Below are 19,965 nucleotides of genomic sequence, written 5' to 3'. Positions count from 1 at the left end.
TCCGGAACGCTCAGGCGTCGCGCCGTTGGGGGGCGGGCGGAGCCGCACCCGGGGATCCGGCATCCGCGGAGCCGCTGCTCCGCTCCTTGGCCGGACCCTCGGCCCGGCTGTAGTTGAGAATGGTGTTCACCAGCGTGACGTGGCTGAAGGCTTGCGGGAAGTTTCCCACCAGGCGCCGGGCCTTCACATCATACTCCTCCGCCACCAATCCGACATCGTTGCAGACGCCGATCAGCCTCTCGATCAGCGCACGCGCCTCCGCGCAGCGCCCGAGGCCGATGAGGTTGTCGGCGTACCAGAAGGAGCAGGGCAGGAACGCGCCCTCGTCGCCGGGCAGCCCGTCGGTCGTCTGGTTCTCGGTGTCGTAGCGCAGCACGAAGCCGTCCCGCATCAGGGTCCGCCCGATCGCCTCCACGGTGCCGACCACCCGGGGATCGTCCTGGGGCAGGAAGCCCATATGGGCGATGAGAAGCAGGCTCGCGTCGAGGCGCTTCGAGCCGTAGGACTGCACGAAGCTGTTCAGCTCCGGGTCGAAGCCCTTGGCGCAGACCTCGGCGTGAATCTGGTCGCGGATCTCGCGCCAGCGTCCCACCGGGACGTCGCGGGCGCGGCTCGGCCGATGGCTGAGGCCGGTGGTGCGGATCTCGTCCTGCTCCCGGGTCTCCGCCTCCTCGAAGGAGCGGATGGCCCGGTCGAAGGCGACCCAGGCCATGACCTTCGAATGCACGAAGTGGCGGCGCCCTCCGCGGACCTCCCAGATGCCCTCGTCCGGGGTGCACCAGACCTTCTCCAGGTGGCGCAGCAGCGCCTCGCCGACCCGCCAGCCATCCGCGTCGCCCTGGAGACCGCGCTGGCGCGCCTGGTAGAGCGCGTCGAAGATCTCGCCGTAGACGTCGAGCTGGAACTGCTCCACCGCCGCGTTGCCGATGCGCACGGGCTTCGAGTTCTCGTAGCCCGGGAGCCAGTCGAGCTCGATCTCGGGCAGCATGCGCTCGCCGGCGATGCCGTAGAGGATGTGCGCCTGCTCCGGATTGCCGGCCACCGCGCGCACCAGCCAGTCGCGCCAGGCGCGGGCCTCGTCGATGTAGCCGCCATCCATCAGGGCGATGAGGGTGAAGGTGGAATCGCGCAGCCAGCAGAACCGGTAATCCCAGTTGCGCACGCCGCCGAGATCCTCCGGCAGGGAGGTGGTGGGTGCGGCCACGATGCCGCCGGTGGGCTGGTAGATCAGCGCCTTCAGGGTGAGCAGCGAGCGCTTCAGGATCGCGTCCCAGGGTGTGCCCGAGGCCGCCCGGCTCGACCAGTCGCGCCAGTAACGGTCGGTCTCGAACAGCACCTTGCGCGGCTGGATCGGCGCCGGGTCGTCCTCGTGGGAGGCGCCGTAGCTCAGGGTGAAGGCCACGCTCTGGCCGGCCGCCACGGTGAAGTCGGAGACGGTGGTCTGGTCCTCCCCGTGGGTGGGCACCAGGGTGCGCAGCACCACCTTGTGCGGCCCCGAGATCGCGCGCAGGTCGCCGAGTTCGTTGTGCGAGACCCAGGGCACCGCCAGCCCATAGTCGAAGCGCACGCGCAGCCGCATCCGCATGGGCACGGAGCCCTCGAGGCCCTCGATGATCCGCACGAGATGCGCGCCGTCGTTGGCGGGCATGTAGTCGGTCACCCGCACGCTGCCGCCGGCGGTCTCGTGCCGGGTCTCCAGGACCAGGCTGCCCTCGCGGTAATGGCGCGTGGTGGTGGCCTCCTCGACGGGGCCGAGCTTCCAGTAGCCGTGATCCTCGGTGCCGAGGAGGGCGGCGAAGCAGGCGGCGGAGTCGAAGCGGGGCCAGCAGAGCCAGTCGACGCTGCCGTCGCGGGCGATCAGCGCAGCCGTGCGGCCATCGCCGACGAGCGCGTAATCCTCGATCCGTCCGGCCATCCAGGTCCTCGTGTCCGCGCAGCCGGCCGTCACGCGGCGCGCGGCGGTGCATCATCGCTGGCGTCCACCTAGTCCCCGAACGGGGCAGGGTCCAGGGTCGGCGAGGCAATTGCCGGCTGCATTCCGCGCGAAACGGTGACCGGCCTCAGCGCAGGCGCTCGACCCAGCCGGACACGGCGGCTCCGAGGCTGGCGGTCCCGGCCCCCAGCGCCGCGCCCTGCGCACCCACGAAGGCACCGGCCGCCGCGCTGGCGCGCGTCACGGCGCGGATCGTCGGCGCGAAGGGCAGGGCGGCTTCCGGCAGCACGCCCTCGTCCCCGTCGGAGACGGCGCTGGCGGCCTCGACCTCCGCCACGAAGGGCAGCGGCTTGTCCGCCGGAGAGGTCTTGACGGCGACACGGGGCGCCTCGACCCGGCGGGGGGCCGTCAGGCGGGTCGCCGTCCGGGGCGTGGACCGGTGGGCCTGGACGACGGGCGCCGGTTCCGCCTGGGCCACCATCGCCAGCGGAAACTGAGTCTGGAAGGCGAGGGGCGCCGGGATGTGGAGCGTCTCGGCCTCGGCCTCGGGCGCGGCCGCGACGGCCGTCGCCGGAACCGATGCGGGAGGCGCCACGGCCGCGGGCTCATGACAGAGATAGGAGGCGGCGCCGAGGATCACCGCCATCATCAGGGTGGGCAGGAGGGGCGGGGTCACGCCGCGCGCCGTGCCCGTGTCGAACGCCGAGGGAGCGGGGGGCGTGCACGCTGACATTCGGGTCACCTCGCTACGTGATTCGACGATCGGTCCGATGGCCGACGGCATTAGCCCGTCCGTTTGCGGCGGAACCTGGGCTGTTTCCTCTCCCGACGGTAACGGTCGTCCGGGTATGGCGCTTGGCTAGACGCTTATCCAGGCATGGCGCTTGCCTGGGCAAGCGCCATGCCTGGAAATTTTCTCTCAGGTCCTCCTGTCGTCCGCCGACGGAACATGGCAGTCCTCAGCCCGGCAGCGACCTGCCGCATCTCTCCAGTCCGATCCATTCTCAGACCCCGATGACCGAGCCGACCCTCACCGTCGCCGTGATCGATCCGAGCCGGGCGCGCGCCGCGATCCTCGAGGAGGGGCTCACGGCGGCGGGCTTCACCCGCGTCGTGGTCCTGCCGGACACGGCCGACCTGCCGGCCCGCGTGGCGGCCCTGAACCCGGACGTGGTCGTGATCCACCTGGAGAGTCCGAGCCGGGACATCCTGGAGCAGATGTCGGGCCTGTCGCGCCACGTGGAGCGGCCGGTGGCGATGTTCGTCGACCGCTCGGACGTGCCGATGATGCAGGCGGCGATGGATGCGGGCATCTCCGCCTACGTCGTCGACGGCCTCCAGCCCCAGCGCATCCGTTCGATCCTCGACGTGGCGATCCTGCGCTTCAACGCCTTCGCGCGCCTGCAGCGCGAATTGTCGGAGGCACGCGGCGAGCTCGCCGATCGCAAGCTCATCGAGCGGGCCAAGGGAATCCTGATGACGGCCAAGGGCCTCTCGGAGGAGGAGGCCTACCGGACGATGCGGCGCAAGGCCATGAACGAGAAGCGCAAGATCGCCGACATCGCCCGCGCGATCGTCACCGCGGCGGACCTCCTGGGATGAGGGGCCCGCGCGGATGAGACTCGCCCTCGGATACGTCCCGCTCATCGACGCGGCGCCCCTGATCGCCGCCGTGGAATGCGGCTTCACCGCGGCCGAGGGGCTGGCGGTGGACCTCGTGAGCGAGCCCTCCTGGGCGACGCTCCGGGACAAGCTGGCGCTCGGCCACCTCGACGGGGCCCACATGCTGGCGCCCCTCGCCCTCGCCAGCGCCCTCGGCATCAGCGGCCCCGAGACCGACCTGGTCGTGCCCCTCGGGCTCAGCCTCAACGGCAACGCCGTCACGGTCTCGCGCCCGCTCTGGGCCGAGATGGCGCCTGAGGCCGACGATCTCGACACGATCGCCCGCGCATTCGCCCGTGTCGCGCGCGGACGGGTCGCGCGGGGTCGACCCCTGACGCTCGGCACCGTGCACCCGTTCTCGTGCCACACCTACCAGCTCCGGATCTTCGCGGCCCGCGGCGGCCTCGACCTCGACGCGGACGTCCGGCTGGTGGTGATCCCGCCGCCCTGGATCGCCGAGGCCCTGCGCTCGGGACAGATCGACGGGTTCTGCGTCGGGAGCCCCTGGAACAGCGTCGCGGTGGCGGAGGGCTACGGCCGCATCGCCGCCTTCGGTTGCGACCTCGCCCCCGATTGCCCGGAAAAGGTGCTGGCCCTGCCGGCCTTCGCGGCGGAGACGAGCGCGCCCCTGATCCGGGCGGTGCACCGGGCCGGGCACTGGTGCGCGGCGCCCGAGAACCACCGCGAGCTGGCGAGCCTGCTCGCCCATCCGGGCCACCTCGGCATCGATCCGGGCCTCGTCCGCCGGGCTCTGGCCGGCGCGGTGGTGGTCGACCCCGATGGAACCGAGCGGCGCGCCGGGCGCTTCGTGATGTTCGGCGCGGAGGCGGCGGCGCCGTCGCCCGGACACGCGGACTGGATCCTCGGCCAGATGGAATCCGCCGGCCAGATCACCGCGACCCAGGCCCAGGCCGAGCGCGCGCGGGCGATCTACCGGCCCGACCTCTACGCCGCGGCCTTCGGGAACTGAGCCGGGGCCCTGCTTCCCGCACCGGCAACCTGCCCGCGGATTGTGCAGTGCGACAAGTGGCGCGCGGCACGGCAGGCGCGCGATGGCGCGCGCCCTTCGAAGGAGGCCTCCGAAGGCTCCGACGGCGGCGCAGAGACCCGGGCGCGGTGAGGCATTCTCGACAAAAGCCTGTGCCACGAAGATCTTGGAACGATTCCGATCGAACCCGCATCGCCTTGATCCGACTGGCGGGCCGGACCTGGCACGCCCCATGCAGATGCAGGACGGCTCGCCAACGATGACGAGCCTTATCCGTCGGCAGAGCCGCTGACCCGAGTCCCCCACGGAACGCCAATCCGGCGTTCGATGGATGTGCTTGGTCGGCGGTTTTTTCTTTGGCGGGTCTCCATGCTTTCAAAGGTGTCGGGTTCGATGACTGACGGTTTCCGCAACGACCGCCGTGATCTGCTGAAGGGCGCCGCCGCGACCCTGTCCCTGGCAGCCCTCGCCCGCACCGCCCTGCCGGGCGGCGCCTTCGCGCAGGGCGCCGGCCCGGAGGTGAAGGGAGCCAAGCTCGGCTTCATCGCGCTCACCGACGCGAGCCCGCTCTTCGTGGCGAGGGAGAAGGGCTTCTTCGCCAAGCACGGCATGCCCGACGTCGAGGTGCTCAAGCAGGCGTCCTGGGGCACCACCCGCGACAACCTCGTCCTCGGCTCGGAGGGCAACGGCATCGACGGCGCCCACATCCTGACGCCGATGCCCTACCTGATCTCGGCCGGACGGGTGACGCAGAACAACGTCCCCGTGCCGATGCAGATCCTGGCCCGTCTCAACACCAACGGCCAGTGCATCTCGGTGGCCAAGGAATACCTCGACCAGAAGGTCGCCCTCGACGCGAAGGTGTTCAAGGCCGCGATCGAGAAGAAGAAGGCCGCCGGCAAGTCGGTGAAGGCGGCCATGACCTTCCCGGGCGGCACCCACGATCTCTGGATCCGCTACTGGATGGCCGCCGGCGGCATCGACCCGGACAAGGACATCGAGACCATCGTCGTGCCGCCGCCCCAGATGGTGGCGAACATGAAGGTCGGCACGATGGACTGCTTCTGCGTCGGCGAGCCGTGGAACGCGCAGCTCGTGCAGCAGGGCCTCGGCTACACCGCGCTCACCACCGGCGAGCTCTGGAAGGACCATCCCGAGAAGGCCTTCGCCATGCGGGCCTCCTTCACGGAAAAGTACCCGAACGCCACCAGGGCGCTGCTGATGGCCGTGCTCGAAGCCCAGCAATGGTGCGACAAGCCCGAGAACAAGGACGAGGTCGCCGCCATCGCGGCCAAGCGCCAGTGGATGAACGTGCCGGTCTCGGACGTCGCCGGCCGCATCAAGGGCACCATCGACTACGGCGACGGTCGCGTGGTCGAGAACAGCCCGCACATCATGAAGTTCTGGAACGACAACGCGTCGTATCCCTACCAGTCCCACGACCTCTGGTTCCTCACCGAGGACATCCGCTGGGGCAAGTTCGACGCGCAGACCGACACCAAGGCCCTCATCGCCAAGGTGAACCGCGAGGATCTCTGGCGCGAGGCGGCCAAGGCGCTGGGCGTGACCGCGGTCCCGGCCTCCACCTCGCGCGGCAAGGAGACCTTCTTCGACGGCAAGGTCTTCGATCCGGCCGATCCCGCCGCCTACCTGTCCAGCCTCGGCATCAAGAGGATCGCGTGATGGCCAACACCACCACCATCGCCGCCAGTCCCGCCGCCGCCGCGAAGGCGACCAAGCCCGCCCGCGCGCCCCTGGTCACGATGGCGACCCTGAACACCCTCGCCAAGAACCTCGCCAAGAACCTGATCCCGCCCGTCGTGGTGCTGATCGCGTTCCTGGTGATCTGGGAGATGCTGTGCTCGCGCCCCGGCGCCGGCCTGCCGCCGCCCTCGCGCGTCGTCACCGAGGCCTGGGACATCATCGCCCACCCGTTCTACGACAACGGCGGCACCGACAAGGGCCTGTTCTGGCACATCGCCGCCAGCATCCAGCGCGTGGCCCTCGGCTTCGCCCTGGCCACCATCGTGGGCATCCTCACCGGCACCCTGATCGGCCAGTCGGAATGGGCCATGCGCGGCCTCGACCCAATCTTCCAGGTGCTGCGCACGATCCCGCCCCTGGCCTGGCTGCCCCTCTCCCTCGCCGCTTTCCGGGACGGCCAGCCCTCGGCGATCTTCGTGATCTTCATCACCTCGATCTGGCCGATCATCATCAACACGGCGGTGGGCATCCGGAACATTCCGCAGGACTACCGCAACGTCTCGGCGGTGCTGCGCCTGAACCCGCTGGAGTTCTTCGCCAAGATCATGCTGCCCTCGGCGGCCCCCTACATCTTCACCGGCCTGCGCATCGGCGTCGGCCTGTCCTGGCTCGCCATCGTGGCGGCCGAGATGCTCATCGGCGGCGTCGGCATCGGCTTCTTCATCTGGGACGCGTGGAACTCCTCCCACATCTCCGAGATCATCGTCGCCCTCGTCTATGTCGGCATCATCGGCTTCATCCTCGACCGCTTCGTCGCCTTCGTCGGCACCCTGGTCACCCGCGGCACCGCGACGGCCTGAGGAGGGATTCCCATGAGCTATCTCAGCATCGAGAACGTCGGCATCAGCTTCACCCGCTCGGGCCGGACCAACGAGGTCCTGCGCGACGTCAGCGTGAAGATCGACAAGGGCGAGTTCGTCTCGCTGATCGGGCATTCGGGCTGCGGCAAGTCGACGGTGCTCAACATCGTCGCCGGCCTGCTCAAGGCCTCCACCGGCGGCGTGCTCCTCGAGGACAAGGAGGTGAACAGCCCCGGTCCCGACCGTGCCGTGGTGTTCCAGAACCACTCGCTCCTGCCCTGGCTCACCGTGCGCGAGAACGTGGCGCTCGCCGTCGACAAGGTCTTCAAGGGCAAGAAGTCGAAGGCCGAGCGCAACGCCTGGATCGACCACAACCTGTCGCTCGTGAACATGACCCACGCCGCCGACCGGCGCCCGAGCGAGATCTCGGGCGGCATGAAACAGCGCGTCGGCATCGCCCGCGCCCTGGCGATGGAGCCGAAGGTCCTGCTCCTCGACGAGCCCTTCGGGGCCCTGGACGCGCTCACCCGCGCCCATCTCCAGGACTCGCTCATGGACATCCATGCCCGGCTGAAGAACGCCGTGATCATGATCACCCACGACGTCGACGAGGCGGTGCTCCTCTCCGATCGCATCGTGATGATGACCAACGGGCCCTCGGCCACCGTCGGCGAGATCCTGCGGGTCGACCTCGAGCGGCCGCGCCGCCGCCTCGACCTCGTGGAGGACCCGACCTACACGCACGCCCGCGCCGAGGTGCTCGAATTCCTCTACGCGCGCCACGCCAAGCCCGCCATCGCGGCCTGAGGACGGGTCTCGGACGATGCGGGAACGGCTGGTGGTGATCGGCAACGGCATGGCGTCGTTGCGCTTCCTGGAACGCCTCACCGAACGGGCGCCGGGCCTGTACGACGTCACCGTCGTCGGGGCGGAGCCGCAGGCGGCCTACAATCGCGTGCTGCTCTCCTCGCTGCTCGGCGGCGAGGTCGACGAGGCGGGCTGCGCCTTCCGCGGCCTCGACTGGTACGCGGGCCACGGCATCCGCCTAATCACCGGCGCGCCGGTCACCGAGATCGACCGGGAGAACGCTCTCGTGATGGTGGGGGAGACCCACGTCCTGCCCTTCGACAAGCTCGTGCTCGCCGTCGGCTCCCTGCCGATCCGCCTGCCGAAGCCCGGCATGGACCTGCCCGGCGTGCTCACCTTCCGCGATCTCGCGGACGTCGCCGCCATCCGCAGGGCGGCCGTCGCGCATGCCAGGGCCGTCGTCATCGGCGGCGGTCTCCTCGGCCTGGAGGCCGCCGTCGGCCTCGCGCGGCTCGGCGTCGAGACCACGCTCCTGCACGTCATGGACCGGCTGATGGAGCGCCAGCTCGACCACGCCGCCGCCGGCCTCGTGAAGCGCGCCATGGAGGCGCGCGGCGTGAAGGTGCTGCTCAAGGCCGATACCGCGGCGGTCGAGGGCGCGGGCCGGGTCGAGCGCCTGGTCCTGTCCGACGGCACCGTGCTGCCCGCCGACCTCGTGGTGATGTCGGTGGGCGTGCGTCCCAATGCGGGGCTGGCCCAGAAGGCCGGGATCGAGACCGGGCGCGGCATCAAGGTCGACGACCGGATGCAGTCGTCGGATGCCCGCATCTACGCGCTGGGCGAATGCGCCGAGCACCGCGGCATGGTCTACGGCCTCGTGGAGCCCGCCTACGAGCAGGCCGAGACCCTGAGCCGCCACCTCGTCGGCGAGGACGCGGCCTACACGGGCACGTCCCTGTCGACGAGCCTCAAGGTCTCGGGACTTCCGGTCTTCTCCGCCGGCCAGATCGAGGCGCCGGAGGGGGCCGAGACCGTGCTGATGTCGGATCCCGGCCTCGGCCTCTACCGCAAGCTCGTCGTCGCCGAGGATCGCCTCCTCGGCGCGGTCTTCGTCGGCGACATCGCCGAGCAGGGCTGGTGCAAGGAGCTGATCCGCACCGGCGCCTCCATCGCCGAACATCGCGACGATCTCATGTTCGGGCGTCCCGTCGCGCCCGCACCCCAACCCCTCGCAGCGTGAGGAGCCTAGCCATGGCCGACGCATTCAACGCCGAGCAGAAGCGCTACCTCGAAGGTTTCGCCTCCGGCATCGCCGCCGCGCGGGTGACCGGCGGTCTCGCCCTCGGGACCGGGGCCTCCGCCCCGCCGGCCGAGCCCACCGGCCCGGACGCGATCCACATCAAGGCGCAGGACGCCACGATCAAGGCCGGCGGCAAGCTCTGCGAGCAGGAGAAGTGGAAGCGGGCCGAGAACCCCTTCGACGGGCACAACCGGCTCATCGCGGAGGCCGCGACGGGCAAGGGTCCGAAGCCCGAGGACAATTTCCGCTGGCGCTACCACGGCCTGTTCTGGGTGGCCCCCGCCCAGAATTCCTACATGTGCCGCCTGCGCATCCCCAACGGCATCCTGCACCACTGGCAGTTCGCCGGCATCGCGGACCTGGCCGACGCCCATGGCGGCGGCTACAGCCACGTCACCACCCGCGCCAACCTGCAGGTCCGCGAGATCGCCCCGGAGCACGGCCAGCCCTTCCTCGACGGGCTGATCGACCTCGGCCTCACCGCGCGCGGTGCGGGCGCCGACAACATCCGCAACGTCACCGGATCGCCGGTGGCCGGCGTCGACGCGCAGGAGCTCCTCGACACGCGCCCGCTCGCCAAGTCCTGGCACAACCACATCCTCAACGACCGCTCGCTGTTCGGCCTGCCGCGCAAGTTCAACGTCGCCTTCGACGGCGGCGGCGTGATGCCGGTGCTGGAGGAGACCAACGACATCGGCTTCCAGGCCGTGCGGGTGCTGGAGGGCGCCAGCGTCGCCCCGGGCGTCTGGATGCGCCTCGTGCTGGGCGGCATCTCGGGCCACCGGGATCTGGCCCGCGACACCGGTGTCGTGCTGAGGCCGGAGGATTGCAACAAGGTCGCCGACGCCATCCTGCGCGTCTTCATCCAGAACGGTGACCGCACCAATCGCAACAAGAGCCGGATGAAGTACGTCCTCGACGCCTGGGGCTTCGACAAGTACCTCGCCGCCGTCGAGGCGGTGCTGGGCTACACGCTCGACCGGGTCGACCCGGCCCACCTGGCCCCGCGCGGACCGATGGACCGCTTCGCCCATGTGGGCGTCCACCGCCAGGTCCAGGACGGCCTGAACTGGATCGGCGTGATCCTGCCGGTGGGCAAGATGACCACCGACCAGATGCGCGCTCTGGCCAAGATCGCCGCCGAGTGCGGCGACGGCGCCATCCGCATGACGGTCTGGCAGAACTTCCTGTTCTCCGGCGTGCCCGACGCCAAGGTGGCCGAGGTCCAGGCACGGGTCGCCGCCCTGGGTCTCACCACGGAGGCCTCCAGCATCCGCGCCGGCCTCGTCGCCTGCACGGGCAACCGCGGCTGCAAGTTCGCCGCCTCCGACACCAAGGGCCACGCCCTGGTCATCGCCGACTACATCGAGGCGAACCTGAAGGAACTCGACGTGCCGGTGAACGTCCATCTCACCGGCTGCCATCATTCCTGTGCCCAGCACTACATCGGCGACATCGGGCTCATCGGGGCCAAGGTCGTGGTCTCGGAGGAGGGCGACACCGTCGAGGGCTACGACATCGTCGTCGGCGGTGGCTTCGGCGAGTCCCCGAAGATCGGCACCGAGATCTGGAAGGCCGTGAAGGCCGAGGATTGCCCGACCCGCATCGAGGCCCTGCTGCGCAGCTACCTCGCCCGGCGCACCGGCCCGGACGAGAGCTTCCAGGCCTTCACCGCCCGCACAGGCCCCGAATCCCTGCGCAACATCGCCGAAGAGCAACCCGTCCTGAAGGCCGCCGCATGAGCGAGCACGTCACGCCCCCCCTGGTCCTCATCCCCGAGACCGCCCCGTTCGACCCGGACCAGCGCGCCTGGCTCTCGGGCTACTTCGCGGCGCTGCTGGGTCCCGCCGTCGAGGGCGCCACGGCGCTGGCGCCCGGTGACGCGCCGGGCGGCGCGCAGAAACTCGCCGACAACGACGATGCGCCCTGGCACGACCCCTCCCTGCCGCTGCCCGAGCGCATGGAGATGGCCAAGGAGCGGCCCGAGGCGCAGAAGCTGATGGCCGCCATGGCGCAGCAGGATTGCGGCCAGTGCGGCTACAACTGCGCCGACTACGCGAACGCCATCTTCCTCAAGAACGAGGAGCGCCTGAACCTGTGCCAGCCCGGCGGCAAGGACACGCTCCGGATGCTGAAGAAGCTCGAAGAGGAGTTCGGCGCCGGTGGCGGCGCGCCGAAGACGTCCGAGGATTCCGCGCCCAAGGCCGCTCCCGAGCTCGGCCCCCTCGGCTACTGCCGGGAGAACCCCGTGGAGGCGACCTTCGTCTCGCGCACGCGCCTCAATGCGCCGGGCGGCGAGAAGGAGACCTGGCACATCGAGATCGACCTCACCGGCACGCCGATCGACTACGTGGTCGGCGATTCCCTCGGGCTGTTCCCGGCCAACGCCCCGGCCCTGGTCGACGCGGTCATCGCCGAGCTCGGCGCGCGGCCCGAACGCAGGATCGGGGGCAAGACCCTGCGCGACCGGCTGCTGACCGACTATGCCCTCGGCGGCGCGCCCGACGGACTCTACCAGCTGCTCTCGCTTCTCACCTCGGGCGAGGCCCGCAGGAAGGCGCAGGCGCTGGCCGCCGGCGAGGACCCGGACGGCGACGCCGCCCATCTCGACGTGCTCGGCGCGCTCCACAAGTTCCCCGGCGCACGCCCCGATGCCGAGGTCTTCCTGGAAGCGCTCGACGAGTTGCAGCCGCGGCTCTACTCGATCTCGTCCTCGCCCAAGGCCGATCCGGGCCGGGTCTCGCTCACGGTCGACGCGGTGCGCTACAGCCACCGCTCGCGCCTGCGCCTCGGCGTCGCCTCGACCCATCTCGGCGAGCGCATCCCCGAGGGCATGAAGGTCAAGGTCTACCTGCAGAAGGCCCACGGCTTCGCCCTGCCGGAGGATCTGGGCAAGGACGTCATCATGGTCGGCCCCGGCACCGGCATCGCGCCCTTCCGCGCCTTCCTGCGCGAACGCGACGCCACGCAGGCTCCGGGCCGCAACTGGCTGTTCTACGGCCACCAGAAGCAGGCCTCCGACTTCTTCTACCGGGACGAGCTGAACGCCCTGAAGGACAAGAAGTGCCTCACCCGCCTGTCGCTGGCCTGGTCCCGCGACGGCGCCGAGAAGACCTACGTCCAGGACCGCATGCGCGAGAACGGTGCCGAGCTGTGGAAGTGGCTCGAGGGCGGCGCGCATTTCTACGTCTGCGGCGACGCCAAGCGCATGGCCAAGGACGTGGAGCGGGCGATCATCGACGTCGCCGGCCAGTTCGGAGGCAAGAACCCCGACGAGGCCGTGGCCTACCTCGCCCATCTGAAGAAGACGGGTCGCTATCAGGCCGACGTGTACTAGCACGCCATCCCGACCCTCCCCCTCTGCGGGGGAGAGTGGGCGTTCCGCCTCGGCCCGTCTCTTGCTCCCATCCAGGCCGCCACAAGAATCCGCCGAGGATCCCGCCATGAACGCGCACGTCCAGGCACCCGCCCCCGTCAAGACCACCTGCCCGTATTGCGGCGTCGGCTGCGGCGTGCTCGCCACGCCGGATGGGCAGGGCGGCGCGGACATCGCCGGCGACACCGCGCACCCGGCCAATTTCGGCCGGCTCTGCTCCAAGGGCTCGGCGCTGGGCGAGACGCTCTCCCTCGACAACCGCCTGCTCCACCCGCAGGTGGACGGCGCCCGCGCGAGCTGGGAATCGGCGCTCGGCACCGTGGCGGGGTCCCTGCGCCGCATCGCCGAGCGGCACGGGCCGGACGCGATCGCGTTCTACCTCTCGGGCCAGCTTCTCACGGAGGATTATTACGTCGCCAACAAGCTGGCGAAGGGCTTCCTCGGCACGCCGCACGTCGACACCAACTCGCGCCTCTGCATGTCGAGCGCGGTCGCCGCCCACCGGCGCGCCTTCGGCTCGGACACCGTGCCGGGCTGCTACGAGGACCTCGACGAGGCCGATCTCATCGTGCTGGTGGGGTCGAACACCGCCTGGTGCCACCCCATCCTGTTCCGCCGGATGGTCGACGCGCGGGCCAAGCGCGGCACGAAGCTGGTGGTGATCGACCCCCGCCGCACCCAGACCGGCGAGGAGGCCGACCTCTTCCTCGGCCTGAAGGCCGGCTCCGACACCGCCCTGTTCTCCGGCCTGCTGGTGCATCTCGCCAGCACCGGCTCCCTCGACGACCGCTTCGTCCTCGACCACACGAGCGGCCTCGACGGCGCCCTGGAGCGGGCGCGCGCCATCGCGCCGACGATTCCCGCCACCGCCGCCGCCACCGGCCTGTCCGAGGCCGACGTGGCCCGGTTCTTCGAGATGTTCGCCCGCACGAAGCGGGTGGTCACCGCCTTCTCGCAGGGCGTGAATCAGTCGGCGCAGGGCACCGACAAGGGCAACGCGATCATCAACTGCCACCTCGCCACCGGCCGCATCGGCCTGCCCGGGGCGGGCCCCTTCTCGCTGACCGGCCAGCCCAACGCCATGGGCGGGCGCGAGGTCGGGGGGCTGGCCAACATGCTCGCCGCCCACATGCACTTCACCCCCGAGGAGGTGGACCGGGTCCGCCGCTTCTGGTCGGCGCCCAACATCATCACCGGCGAGGGCATGAAGGCGGTCGCCCTGTTCGAGGCGATCGAGCGCGGCAAGATCAAGGCCCTGTGGGTGATGGGCACCAACCCGATCGTGTCGATGCCGCGGGCCGACCGGATCCGCGAGAGCCTGAAGTCCCTCGACCTGTACGTCGTCTCGGAGGCGGTGGCCGACAGCGACAGCGCCCGGGCGACGGGACGCAGGACCGTCCTGCTCCCGGCCCTGGCCTGGGGCGAGAAGGACGGCACGGTGACGAATTCCGAGCGCCGGATCTCGCGCCAGCGCAGCTTCCTGAAACCGCCCGGCGAGGCCCGGGCCGACTGGCAGATCATCTGCGACGTCGCCAAGCGCCTTGGCCACGCCGACGCCTTCGCCTATTCGGGCACCGCCGCGATCTTCCGCGAGCATGCCGGCCTCTCGGCCTTCGAGAACAACGGCACCCGCGACTTCGACATCGGCGCCGTCAGCGACATGGCCGATGCGGCCTATGCGGCGACCGCCCCGCTGCAATGGCCGCTGCCCAGGCGCGGCAAGGCCAAGGCCCGGCTCTTCGCGGACGGCCAGTTCTACACCTTCGACAAGCGCGCCCGCTTCGTGGCCGTGCAGGCCCCGGCGCTCGCCCAGGCGGTCGATGAGGCCTATCCCCTCGTCCTCAACACCGGCCGCGTCCGCGACCACTGGCACACGATGACGCGGACGGGAAAGAGCCAGCGCCTCTCGGCGCACCGCTCCGTGCCCTTCGTGGAGATCCATCCCGACGATGCCGCGCCGCTGGGCCTGAAGGAGGGCGATCTCGCCCGGATCGCCACACCGCACGGCACCGCCACCCTGGAGGCGATGGTCACCGACGCGGTGCGGCCAGGCAACCTGTTCGCGGCCTTCCACTGGAGCGCGGCCACCGCCTCCGACGCCCGCGTCGGCGCCCTGGTGCGCGGCGTGCCCGATCCGGTTTCGGGACAGCCCGAGTTGAAGGCAACGCCGGCCGGCATCGCACCGGTGCCCTACCGCAACCGCGGCTTCCTCCTGACCCGCGGCGAACAGACCCTGCCCAAGGGCTGGTGGTGGGCCAGGGCGACGATCTCCGGCGGCTCGGGCCTGCAATTCGCCACGCAGGAGAGCTCCCGCGCCGTGGCGCTGATGATGCGCGGCCTGTTCCAGGGCCTCGAACTCGCCGAGTATGCCGACCACGCCCGCGGGCGCTACCGCTGCGCCGTCTACGAGGACGGCCGCCTCGTCGCCTGCCTGGCGCTCGGACCCGCCGAGGCGCGACCGGGCTGGGACGAGGCCAAGGCCCTGTTCGCCGAGCCGGCGCCGGAGGCCCCGGCCCGGCGCGCCCTCCTGTCGGGCCGCGCCGAGACCGCCGCGGCCGGCCCCACCGTCTGCGCCTGCCACGGGGTCGGCCTCGACATCATCACGGGGGTCATCGCGGCGGGGGCCGGCACCGTCGAGGCGGTGGGCGCCGCCTGCAAGGCCGGCACGAATTGCGGCTCGTGCATCCCCGAGATCCGCAAGCTGCTGCCCGAGGCGCTTGCACGCAACGCCGCATAGGCTCAATTTGGTCCACATCGACCCCCATTTCCGAGCACCATGAGCACGCCCCGCACCCCCCGCGAAACCCGGCCCGCCGGCATCGATCCGGCCGGCGGTGCCGGCCCGGCCGGCCTGGAGCCCCTGGCCGTCCTGCCCGTCTTCGTGCCGCTGCACGGCAAGCGCGCGGTGCTGGCCGGCTCCAACGGGGGCGCCCCCTGGAAGGTGAAGCTCCTCGCCGCCGCCGGGGCCCACGTGGACGTCTACGCGCCCGAGCCCAGCGAGGAGCTGCGGGCCGTGCCGGGCGAGATCGTCGCGGGCTCCGTCGCCTTGCACGAGCGCCAGTGGCGGCCCGAGGACCTCACGGGCGCGGCCTTCTGCATCGGGGCCATGGAGGACGAGGCCGACTGCATCGCCTTCGTGGCCGCCGCAAGGACGACCGGCGCCATCGTCAACGCGGTCGACCGGCCGCATCTCTGCGACGTGAAGTTCGGCGCCATCGTCAATCGCTCGCCCATGGTGGTGGGCATCTCGACCGAGGGGGCCGCCCCGGTCTTCGGGCAGACCGTGCGCGCCCGGATCGAGGGCATGCTGCCGCGCGGGTTCAAGGCCTGGATCGGCGCCGCCCGCGACTGGCGCGAAGAGGTCACCAGCCGCTTCCACGGCTTCTCCGACCGCCGCGCCTTCTGGGAGCGCTTCACCGACCGCGCCTTCGCCGAGCCCGACCGGGTCCCCACGGACCAGGATCTCGCCGAGCTCCTGGGGCAGACCGAGGCCGCCCCGAAGGGCGGGGCGGTGACGCTGGTCGGCGCCGGCCCGGGCGATGCCGAACTCCTCACCCTCAAGGCCCTGCGCGCTTTGCGAAACGCCGACGTGATCCTGTACGACGACCTCGTCGCGCCCGAGATCCTCGACTATGCCCGCCGCGAGGCCCGCACCATGCTGGTGGGCAAGACCGGGCACGGCCCGTCCTGCCGCCAGGACGACATCAACGCGCTGATGGTGCAGCTCGCCAAATCCGGCAAGCAGGTCGTGCGCCTGAAATCCGGCGACCCCCTGGTGTTCGGCCGGGCCGGCGAGGAGATCGAGGCCTGCCGGGCCGCCGGCATCCCCGTCAGCGTGGTTCCGGGCGTCTCGGCGGCGCAAGGGGCGGCGGCCTCGCTCTGCGTCTCGCTGACGAACCGCGACGCGGCGCGGCGCCTGCAATACGTCACCGGCCACGACCGGCGCGGCGCCCTGCCGGAGGACCTGAACTGGGGCGCCCTGGCCGATCCGAGCGTCACCACCGTGGTCTACATGCCCAAGAAGACCCTCGGCGTGCTGCTCGAGCGGGCGATCGCCGAGGGCCTCGCGCCGTCGACCCCGGCGCTGCTCGTCTTCAACGCCACCCGCCCGAACCAGCAGGTGGTGGAGGCCGGCGCCGCCGACCTCGCCGACCGGGTCGAGGCCTCGGGCCACGAGGGACCCGCCCTGCTGATGGTGGGCGAGGCCCTGCGCCGCCTGGGCACCCAGGCGGCGATCGCCGCGATCGAGCCGGGCAAGCTCGCGATCTGAGGGCAGGGGGCCCGATCACGCGGCTCGGGCTGGCGGCCCCTCCGCCGTGACGCGGCGCACCCCGGCCCGGGGCTCCAGGTTGCACGGCTGCTTCAGGTCCCAGACGAGACCCAGGCGCTCCAGCACCCGCAGGACTCGCCAGCCCGCATCGGCCTGTCCCGGTTCGGCTCCGAGGCGCGCCGAGTCCGGCCAGGCATGGTGCGTCGCATGCCACGCCTCGCCGAAGGTGAGCCAAGCCGCAGCCGGCAGGTCGTGCCCCTGGACGGATTCACCGTCGACCACCCAACCCTGCGGGCCATCGCGGTGGGTGAGGTGCACGACGAGCCAGTGCCCGGTCAGCGACACCGCGATGCGGACGGGAATGCCCCAGATCATCCACGGCCATCCACCCACCGCGTAGAACAGCACGGCCCAGGGCAGCTGCTGCAACATCCAGGTCGCCTCCAGCCATCGGAACACCCGGTCCGTCCCGACCTGCGGCTCCAGCAGGAAACGCGGCGGGTGCGTGAGGATCAGCTCGGCGTGCATCTGGAGGAGCGCGTCGTGCAGCATCGGCAGCCGATTGGCATGCAGGTTGTGACAGGCGGCCTGCCGCTGCGCCCAGTCCCGCATGTCGTGCAGGCGGATCATTCCCACCGGCCCGGCCATGCCGACCAGGGTTCCAAGATAGACCAGGAGATATTCGACCCAGGGCTTGGCCGAAAAGCTGCGATGCACCAGCAGCCGGTGCATGCCGACCGAATGTCCGGCGCAGAGGGTGACGATCGTGGTGACGGCGAACAGCGCGACGGCACCGGGGGTGACGAAGACGGGTCCGAGAAGCAGAGCCGCGCCCACCATTCCGGTGATCCAGAGTGACTTGGCGGGCGCCCAGTCCAGGCGTCCCGCCACGGCGGAGGTGTCCGCATCGGCGATCATGCGGGCGGTCGAGGTGCAACGGGGCGCATCGCGCATGTCGATACCTGTTCACTAATTAGGAAATCACCTAATCGATGGCCGGTTATCGCTTGTCAATGGTTAGCTCATCGCCTAACCCATCCGCATGCAGCGCGTCTTCGAAGCCCTGTCCTCGTCCGTTCGCCGGAAGATCCTGGCCTATCTCGCCCATACCGAACTCAGCGCCGGCGAGATCGCCGGGCGATTTGCCATGTCGAAGCCCTCCATCTCCCAGCATCTCGCGGTGCTCGAATCGGCCGGGCTGATCGCGGGCGAGAAGCGCGGACAGTTCGTCTTCTACCGGCAGGTGGAGGACAGTCTCCTCAACACCCTGAACGGGTTCGTTCAGGAGGCCTGTCCGGTCGGCCGGCCGCTCAAGCGCGAGAGCGCGGCCCTGGCGGAGGATCGGCGCCAAGCGAAGCCGGGCACGGACGAGCCGCAACCCGGCTGAGCCGTCCGGCCACGGTCTGGTGGCGACGGTTTGGTGGCGACGGTTTGGTGGATTGCCGGGGCGCGGTGCCTGTGGTCTGAAGCGGCCCCATCCCTCGATCGCAAGGCCGTCCCATGCGTCGCACGCTCCTGCCCCTCCTCGCCTTCGCGGTCGGCCTCGTGGGGCTCTGCGTCGCCGCCTTCGTGGTGCTGGCGCCGAAGACCCAGGAGGCCGGGACGAGCAGCGTCGGCGGCCCCTTCACCCTGACCAATCAGGACGGGCAGCGCGTCACCGAGCGCGACTATGCGGGGCGGACGCACCTCGTGTTCTTCGGCTTCACTCACTGCCCCGACGTCTGCCCGACCACGCTGCAGCAGATCGGCGACGTGCTCCAGGCCCTCGGGCCGAAGGGCCGGGACACCCGCGCGCTGTTCATCGCGGTCGACCCCGAGCGCGACACGCCGGCCGCCCTGAAGACCTACCTGGCGAGCTTCGACCCGCGCATCGTCGGCCTGACCGGCTCGCCCGAGGAGGTGAACGCGGCGGTCAAGGCCTACCGCGCCTATGTCCGGAAGGTGCCGACCAAGGATGGCGACTACACCATGGAGCACACCGCCCTCGTCTACGTGATGAACGGCCAGAATCGCTTCCTGAACGCGCTGAACCTTGCCCGCCCGCCCGAGGAGGCGGCGGGCGAACTCGCCAAAATGCTCTGACCGCCGAGATGCTGTAAGCCTTCGGGACCGACGACCGGGGCTGCCGCCTCCCGTCTCGCCTGCCCCCGGAGCGACCATGACCATCCTGTCGGCCTTCCCGATCACGCCCACGAATGCCGACGGCCAGGTCGACCTCGGCGCCCTGCGTACCCTGCTGCAGCCCCTGGTCGCGGCCGGCGTCGGATCGATCGGCCTGCTGGGCAGCACCGGCACCTATCCGTTCCTCGCACGCCATCAGCGCCGCCGGGCCGTGGAAGCCGCCGTCGAAGCGGTGGCGGGCCGCCTGCCGGTCCTCGTCGGGGTCGGCGCCCTGCGCACCGACGAGGCGGTGCGGATGGCCCAGGACGCCAAGGGCGCCGGGGCCGAGGCCGGGCTCCTGGCGGCGATGTCCTACACGCCGCTGACCGAGGACGAGGTGTTCGTGCACTGCGAGACGGTGGCACGGGAATCCGGCCTGCCGCTCTGCCTCTACGACAATCCCGGCACGACCCATTTCCGCTTTACCCCGGCCCTCATCGGCCGCCTCGCCCGGGTTCCGGGAATCGTCGCGATCAAGAGTCCGGCCCCGGAGCCGGACGGGGCGGCGGAGCACATCGCCGCGCTGCGCGCCGTGGTGCCGGCCGGGTTCTCCCTCGGCTATAGCGGCGACTGGAACGCCGTCGCGGCGCTGCTGGCGGGCGGCGAGGCCTGGTACAGCGTCATCGCCGGGCTGTTCCCACACACCGCCCTGGCGATCGTCCGGGCGGTCGAAGCGGGAGACGCCGCCGAGGCGCGCCGCCTCGATGCCCGGCTCAAGCCGCTTTGGGACCTGTTCCGGACCTATTCGAGCCTGCGGGTGGTCTACGCCTGTGCCGACCTCCTCGGTCTCTGCCGGGCGGAGCCGCCGCGCCCGATCCTGCCGCTGGGCGGGGAGGCCCGCCAGCGGGTGGCCGACACGCTCGCAGCGCTGGAACTGGGCTGACCGGCTCGCCAAGCGAAGATCG

16 protein-coding genes are annotated in these 19,965 nt (G+C 70.9%); 13 read left to right on the top strand and 3 right to left on the bottom strand.

Features of this window, described 5'->3' with window-relative positions:
- Positions 1–10: 10 nt before the first annotated feature.
- Both ASF49_RS05950 and ASF49_RS05945 read right to left on the bottom strand, forming a co-directional pair.
- A complete protein-coding gene (locus ASF49_RS05950) occupies positions 11–1,915 on the bottom strand; it encodes a glycoside hydrolase family 15 protein (protein WP_056469292.1) in 1,905 nt (634 codons plus the stop codon).
- Positions 1,916–2,060: 145 nt separating this feature from the next.
- Positions 2,061–2,609, bottom strand: coding sequence for a hypothetical protein (locus tag ASF49_RS05945; protein WP_156652879.1), 549 nt, complete (start codon positions 2,607–2,609; stop codon positions 2,061–2,063).
- Positions 2,610–2,947: 338 nt separating this feature from the next.
- Between ASF49_RS05945 and ASF49_RS05940 the strand changes: the two genes are divergently transcribed.
- The 10 genes from ASF49_RS05940 to cysG all read left to right on the top strand — a co-directional run bounded on the left by ASF49_RS05940 (position 2,948) and on the right by cysG (position 16,900).
- Positions 2,948–3,535: an ANTAR domain-containing response regulator gene (locus ASF49_RS05940; protein WP_056469287.1), complete on the top strand. Its 588-nt coding sequence runs from the start codon at positions 2,948–2,950 to the stop codon at positions 3,533–3,535.
- 13 nt (positions 3,536–3,548) lie between these two features.
- Positions 3,549–4,565 carry a CmpA/NrtA family ABC transporter substrate-binding protein gene (locus tag ASF49_RS05935; RefSeq protein ID WP_056469284.1) on the top strand — a complete coding sequence of 339 codons (1,017 nt, stop codon included), beginning with the start codon at positions 3,549–3,551 and terminating at the stop codon, positions 4,563–4,565.
- 411 nt (positions 4,566–4,976) lie between these two features.
- On the top strand, positions 4,977–6,266 hold the full coding sequence (locus tag ASF49_RS05930) for a CmpA/NrtA family ABC transporter substrate-binding protein (RefSeq protein ID WP_056469281.1): 1,290 nt from the start codon (positions 4,977–4,979) through the stop codon (positions 6,264–6,266).
- A complete protein-coding gene (gene ntrB, locus ASF49_RS05925) occupies positions 6,266–7,147 on the top strand; it encodes a nitrate ABC transporter permease (RefSeq protein ID WP_056469278.1) in 882 nt (293 codons plus the stop codon). Before ASF49_RS05930 ends, ntrB begins: the two co-directional genes overlap by 1 nt.
- A gap of 12 nt (positions 7,148–7,159) precedes the next feature.
- Positions 7,160–7,954, top strand: a complete 795-nt coding sequence (locus ASF49_RS05920) for an ABC transporter ATP-binding protein (protein WP_056469275.1) — start codon at positions 7,160–7,162, stop codon at positions 7,952–7,954.
- 16 nt (positions 7,955–7,970) lie between these two features.
- Entirely contained in the window at positions 7,971–9,194 is a 1,224-nt protein-coding gene (locus ASF49_RS05915) for an NAD(P)/FAD-dependent oxidoreductase (RefSeq protein ID WP_056469272.1), read from the top strand.
- Between the two features lie 11 nt (positions 9,195–9,205).
- The gene (locus ASF49_RS05910; RefSeq protein WP_056469269.1) at positions 9,206–10,996 is read left to right on the top strand and encodes a NirA family protein; all 1,791 of its coding nucleotides are present in this window, start codon (positions 9,206–9,208) and stop codon (positions 10,994–10,996) included.
- A complete protein-coding gene (locus ASF49_RS05905) occupies positions 10,993–12,591 on the top strand; it encodes a sulfite reductase subunit alpha (RefSeq protein WP_056469265.1) in 1,599 nt (532 codons plus the stop codon). Before ASF49_RS05910 ends, ASF49_RS05905 begins: the two co-directional genes overlap by 4 nt.
- A gap of 106 nt (positions 12,592–12,697) precedes the next feature.
- The gene (locus ASF49_RS05900; RefSeq protein ID WP_056469261.1) at positions 12,698–15,367 is read left to right on the top strand and encodes a nitrate reductase; all 2,670 of its coding nucleotides are present in this window, start codon (positions 12,698–12,700) and stop codon (positions 15,365–15,367) included.
- 39 nt (positions 15,368–15,406) lie between these two features.
- Positions 15,407–16,900 carry a siroheme synthase CysG gene (cysG, locus tag ASF49_RS05895; protein ID WP_056469257.1) on the top strand — a complete coding sequence of 498 codons (1,494 nt, stop codon included), beginning with the start codon at positions 15,407–15,409 and terminating at the stop codon, positions 16,898–16,900.
- A gap of 15 nt (positions 16,901–16,915) precedes the next feature.
- Here cysG and ASF49_RS05890 read toward each other — a convergent pair whose 3' ends face one another.
- Positions 16,916–17,854 carry an acyl-CoA desaturase gene (locus ASF49_RS05890; RefSeq protein ID WP_056469254.1) on the bottom strand — a complete coding sequence of 313 codons (939 nt, stop codon included), beginning with the start codon at positions 17,852–17,854 and terminating at the stop codon, positions 16,916–16,918.
- An 88-nt stretch (positions 17,855–17,942) separates the two neighbouring features.
- Between ASF49_RS05890 and ASF49_RS05885 the strand changes: the two genes are divergently transcribed.
- The 3 genes from ASF49_RS05885 to ASF49_RS05875 all read left to right on the top strand — a co-directional run bounded on the left by ASF49_RS05885 (position 17,943) and on the right by ASF49_RS05875 (position 19,943).
- Positions 17,943–18,287, top strand: a complete 345-nt coding sequence (locus tag ASF49_RS05885; RefSeq protein ID WP_056469251.1) for a metalloregulator ArsR/SmtB family transcription factor — start codon at positions 17,943–17,945, stop codon at positions 18,285–18,287.
- Between the two features lie 113 nt (positions 18,288–18,400).
- Positions 18,401–18,982: an SCO family protein gene (locus ASF49_RS05880; RefSeq protein WP_056469248.1), complete on the top strand. Its 582-nt coding sequence runs from the start codon at positions 18,401–18,403 to the stop codon at positions 18,980–18,982.
- 76 nt (positions 18,983–19,058) lie between these two features.
- Entirely contained in the window at positions 19,059–19,943 is an 885-nt protein-coding gene (locus ASF49_RS05875; RefSeq protein ID WP_056469246.1) for a dihydrodipicolinate synthase family protein, read from the top strand.
- Positions 19,944–19,965 lie beyond the last annotated feature (22 nt).

Origin of the sequence: Methylobacterium sp. Leaf104, from assembly GCF_001422885.1 — a bacterium.
Classification (GTDB): Bacteria; Pseudomonadota; Alphaproteobacteria; order Rhizobiales; family Beijerinckiaceae; genus Methylobacterium.
Note: the sequence above shows the minus strand (reverse complement) of the source record. Positions and strands in the feature narration are given on the sequence as shown.

Bases quoted from the DNA above. Each gene is read 5' to 3' on its own strand.
- ASF49_RS05940 (WP_056469287.1), top strand. From the start codon at position 2,948: ATGACCGAGCCGACCCTCACCGTCGCCGTGATCGATCCGAGCCGGGCG.
- ASF49_RS05920 (WP_056469275.1), top strand. From the start codon at position 7,160: ATGAGCTATCTCAGCATCGAGAACGTCGGCATCAGCTTCACCCGCTCG.
- ASF49_RS05890 (WP_056469254.1), bottom strand. From the start codon at position 17,854: ATGCGCGATGCGCCCCGTTGCACCTCGACCGCCCGCATGATCGCCGAT.
- ntrB (WP_056469278.1), top strand. From the start codon at position 6,266: ATGGCCAACACCACCACCATCGCCGCCAGTCCCGCCGCCGCCGCGAAG.
- cysG (WP_056469257.1), top strand. From the start codon at position 15,407: ATGAGCACGCCCCGCACCCCCCGCGAAACCCGGCCCGCCGGCATCGAT.
- ASF49_RS05885 (WP_056469251.1), top strand. From the start codon at position 17,943: ATGCAGCGCGTCTTCGAAGCCCTGTCCTCGTCCGTTCGCCGGAAGATC.
- ASF49_RS05880 (WP_056469248.1), top strand. From the start codon at position 18,401: ATGCGTCGCACGCTCCTGCCCCTCCTCGCCTTCGCGGTCGGCCTCGTG.
- ASF49_RS05915 (WP_056469272.1), top strand. From the start codon at position 7,971: ATGCGGGAACGGCTGGTGGTGATCGGCAACGGCATGGCGTCGTTGCGC.
- ASF49_RS05900 (WP_056469261.1), top strand. From the start codon at position 12,698: ATGAACGCGCACGTCCAGGCACCCGCCCCCGTCAAGACCACCTGCCCG.
- ASF49_RS05935 (WP_056469284.1), top strand. From the start codon at position 3,549: ATGAGACTCGCCCTCGGATACGTCCCGCTCATCGACGCGGCGCCCCTG.
- ASF49_RS05910 (WP_056469269.1), top strand. From the start codon at position 9,206: ATGGCCGACGCATTCAACGCCGAGCAGAAGCGCTACCTCGAAGGTTTC.
- ASF49_RS05905 (WP_056469265.1), top strand. From the start codon at position 10,993: ATGAGCGAGCACGTCACGCCCCCCCTGGTCCTCATCCCCGAGACCGCC.
- ASF49_RS05950 (WP_056469292.1), bottom strand. From the start codon at position 1,915: ATGGCCGGACGGATCGAGGATTACGCGCTCGTCGGCGATGGCCGCACG.
- ASF49_RS05875 (WP_056469246.1), top strand. From the start codon at position 19,059: ATGACCATCCTGTCGGCCTTCCCGATCACGCCCACGAATGCCGACGGC.
- ASF49_RS05930 (WP_056469281.1), top strand. From the start codon at position 4,977: ATGACTGACGGTTTCCGCAACGACCGCCGTGATCTGCTGAAGGGCGCC.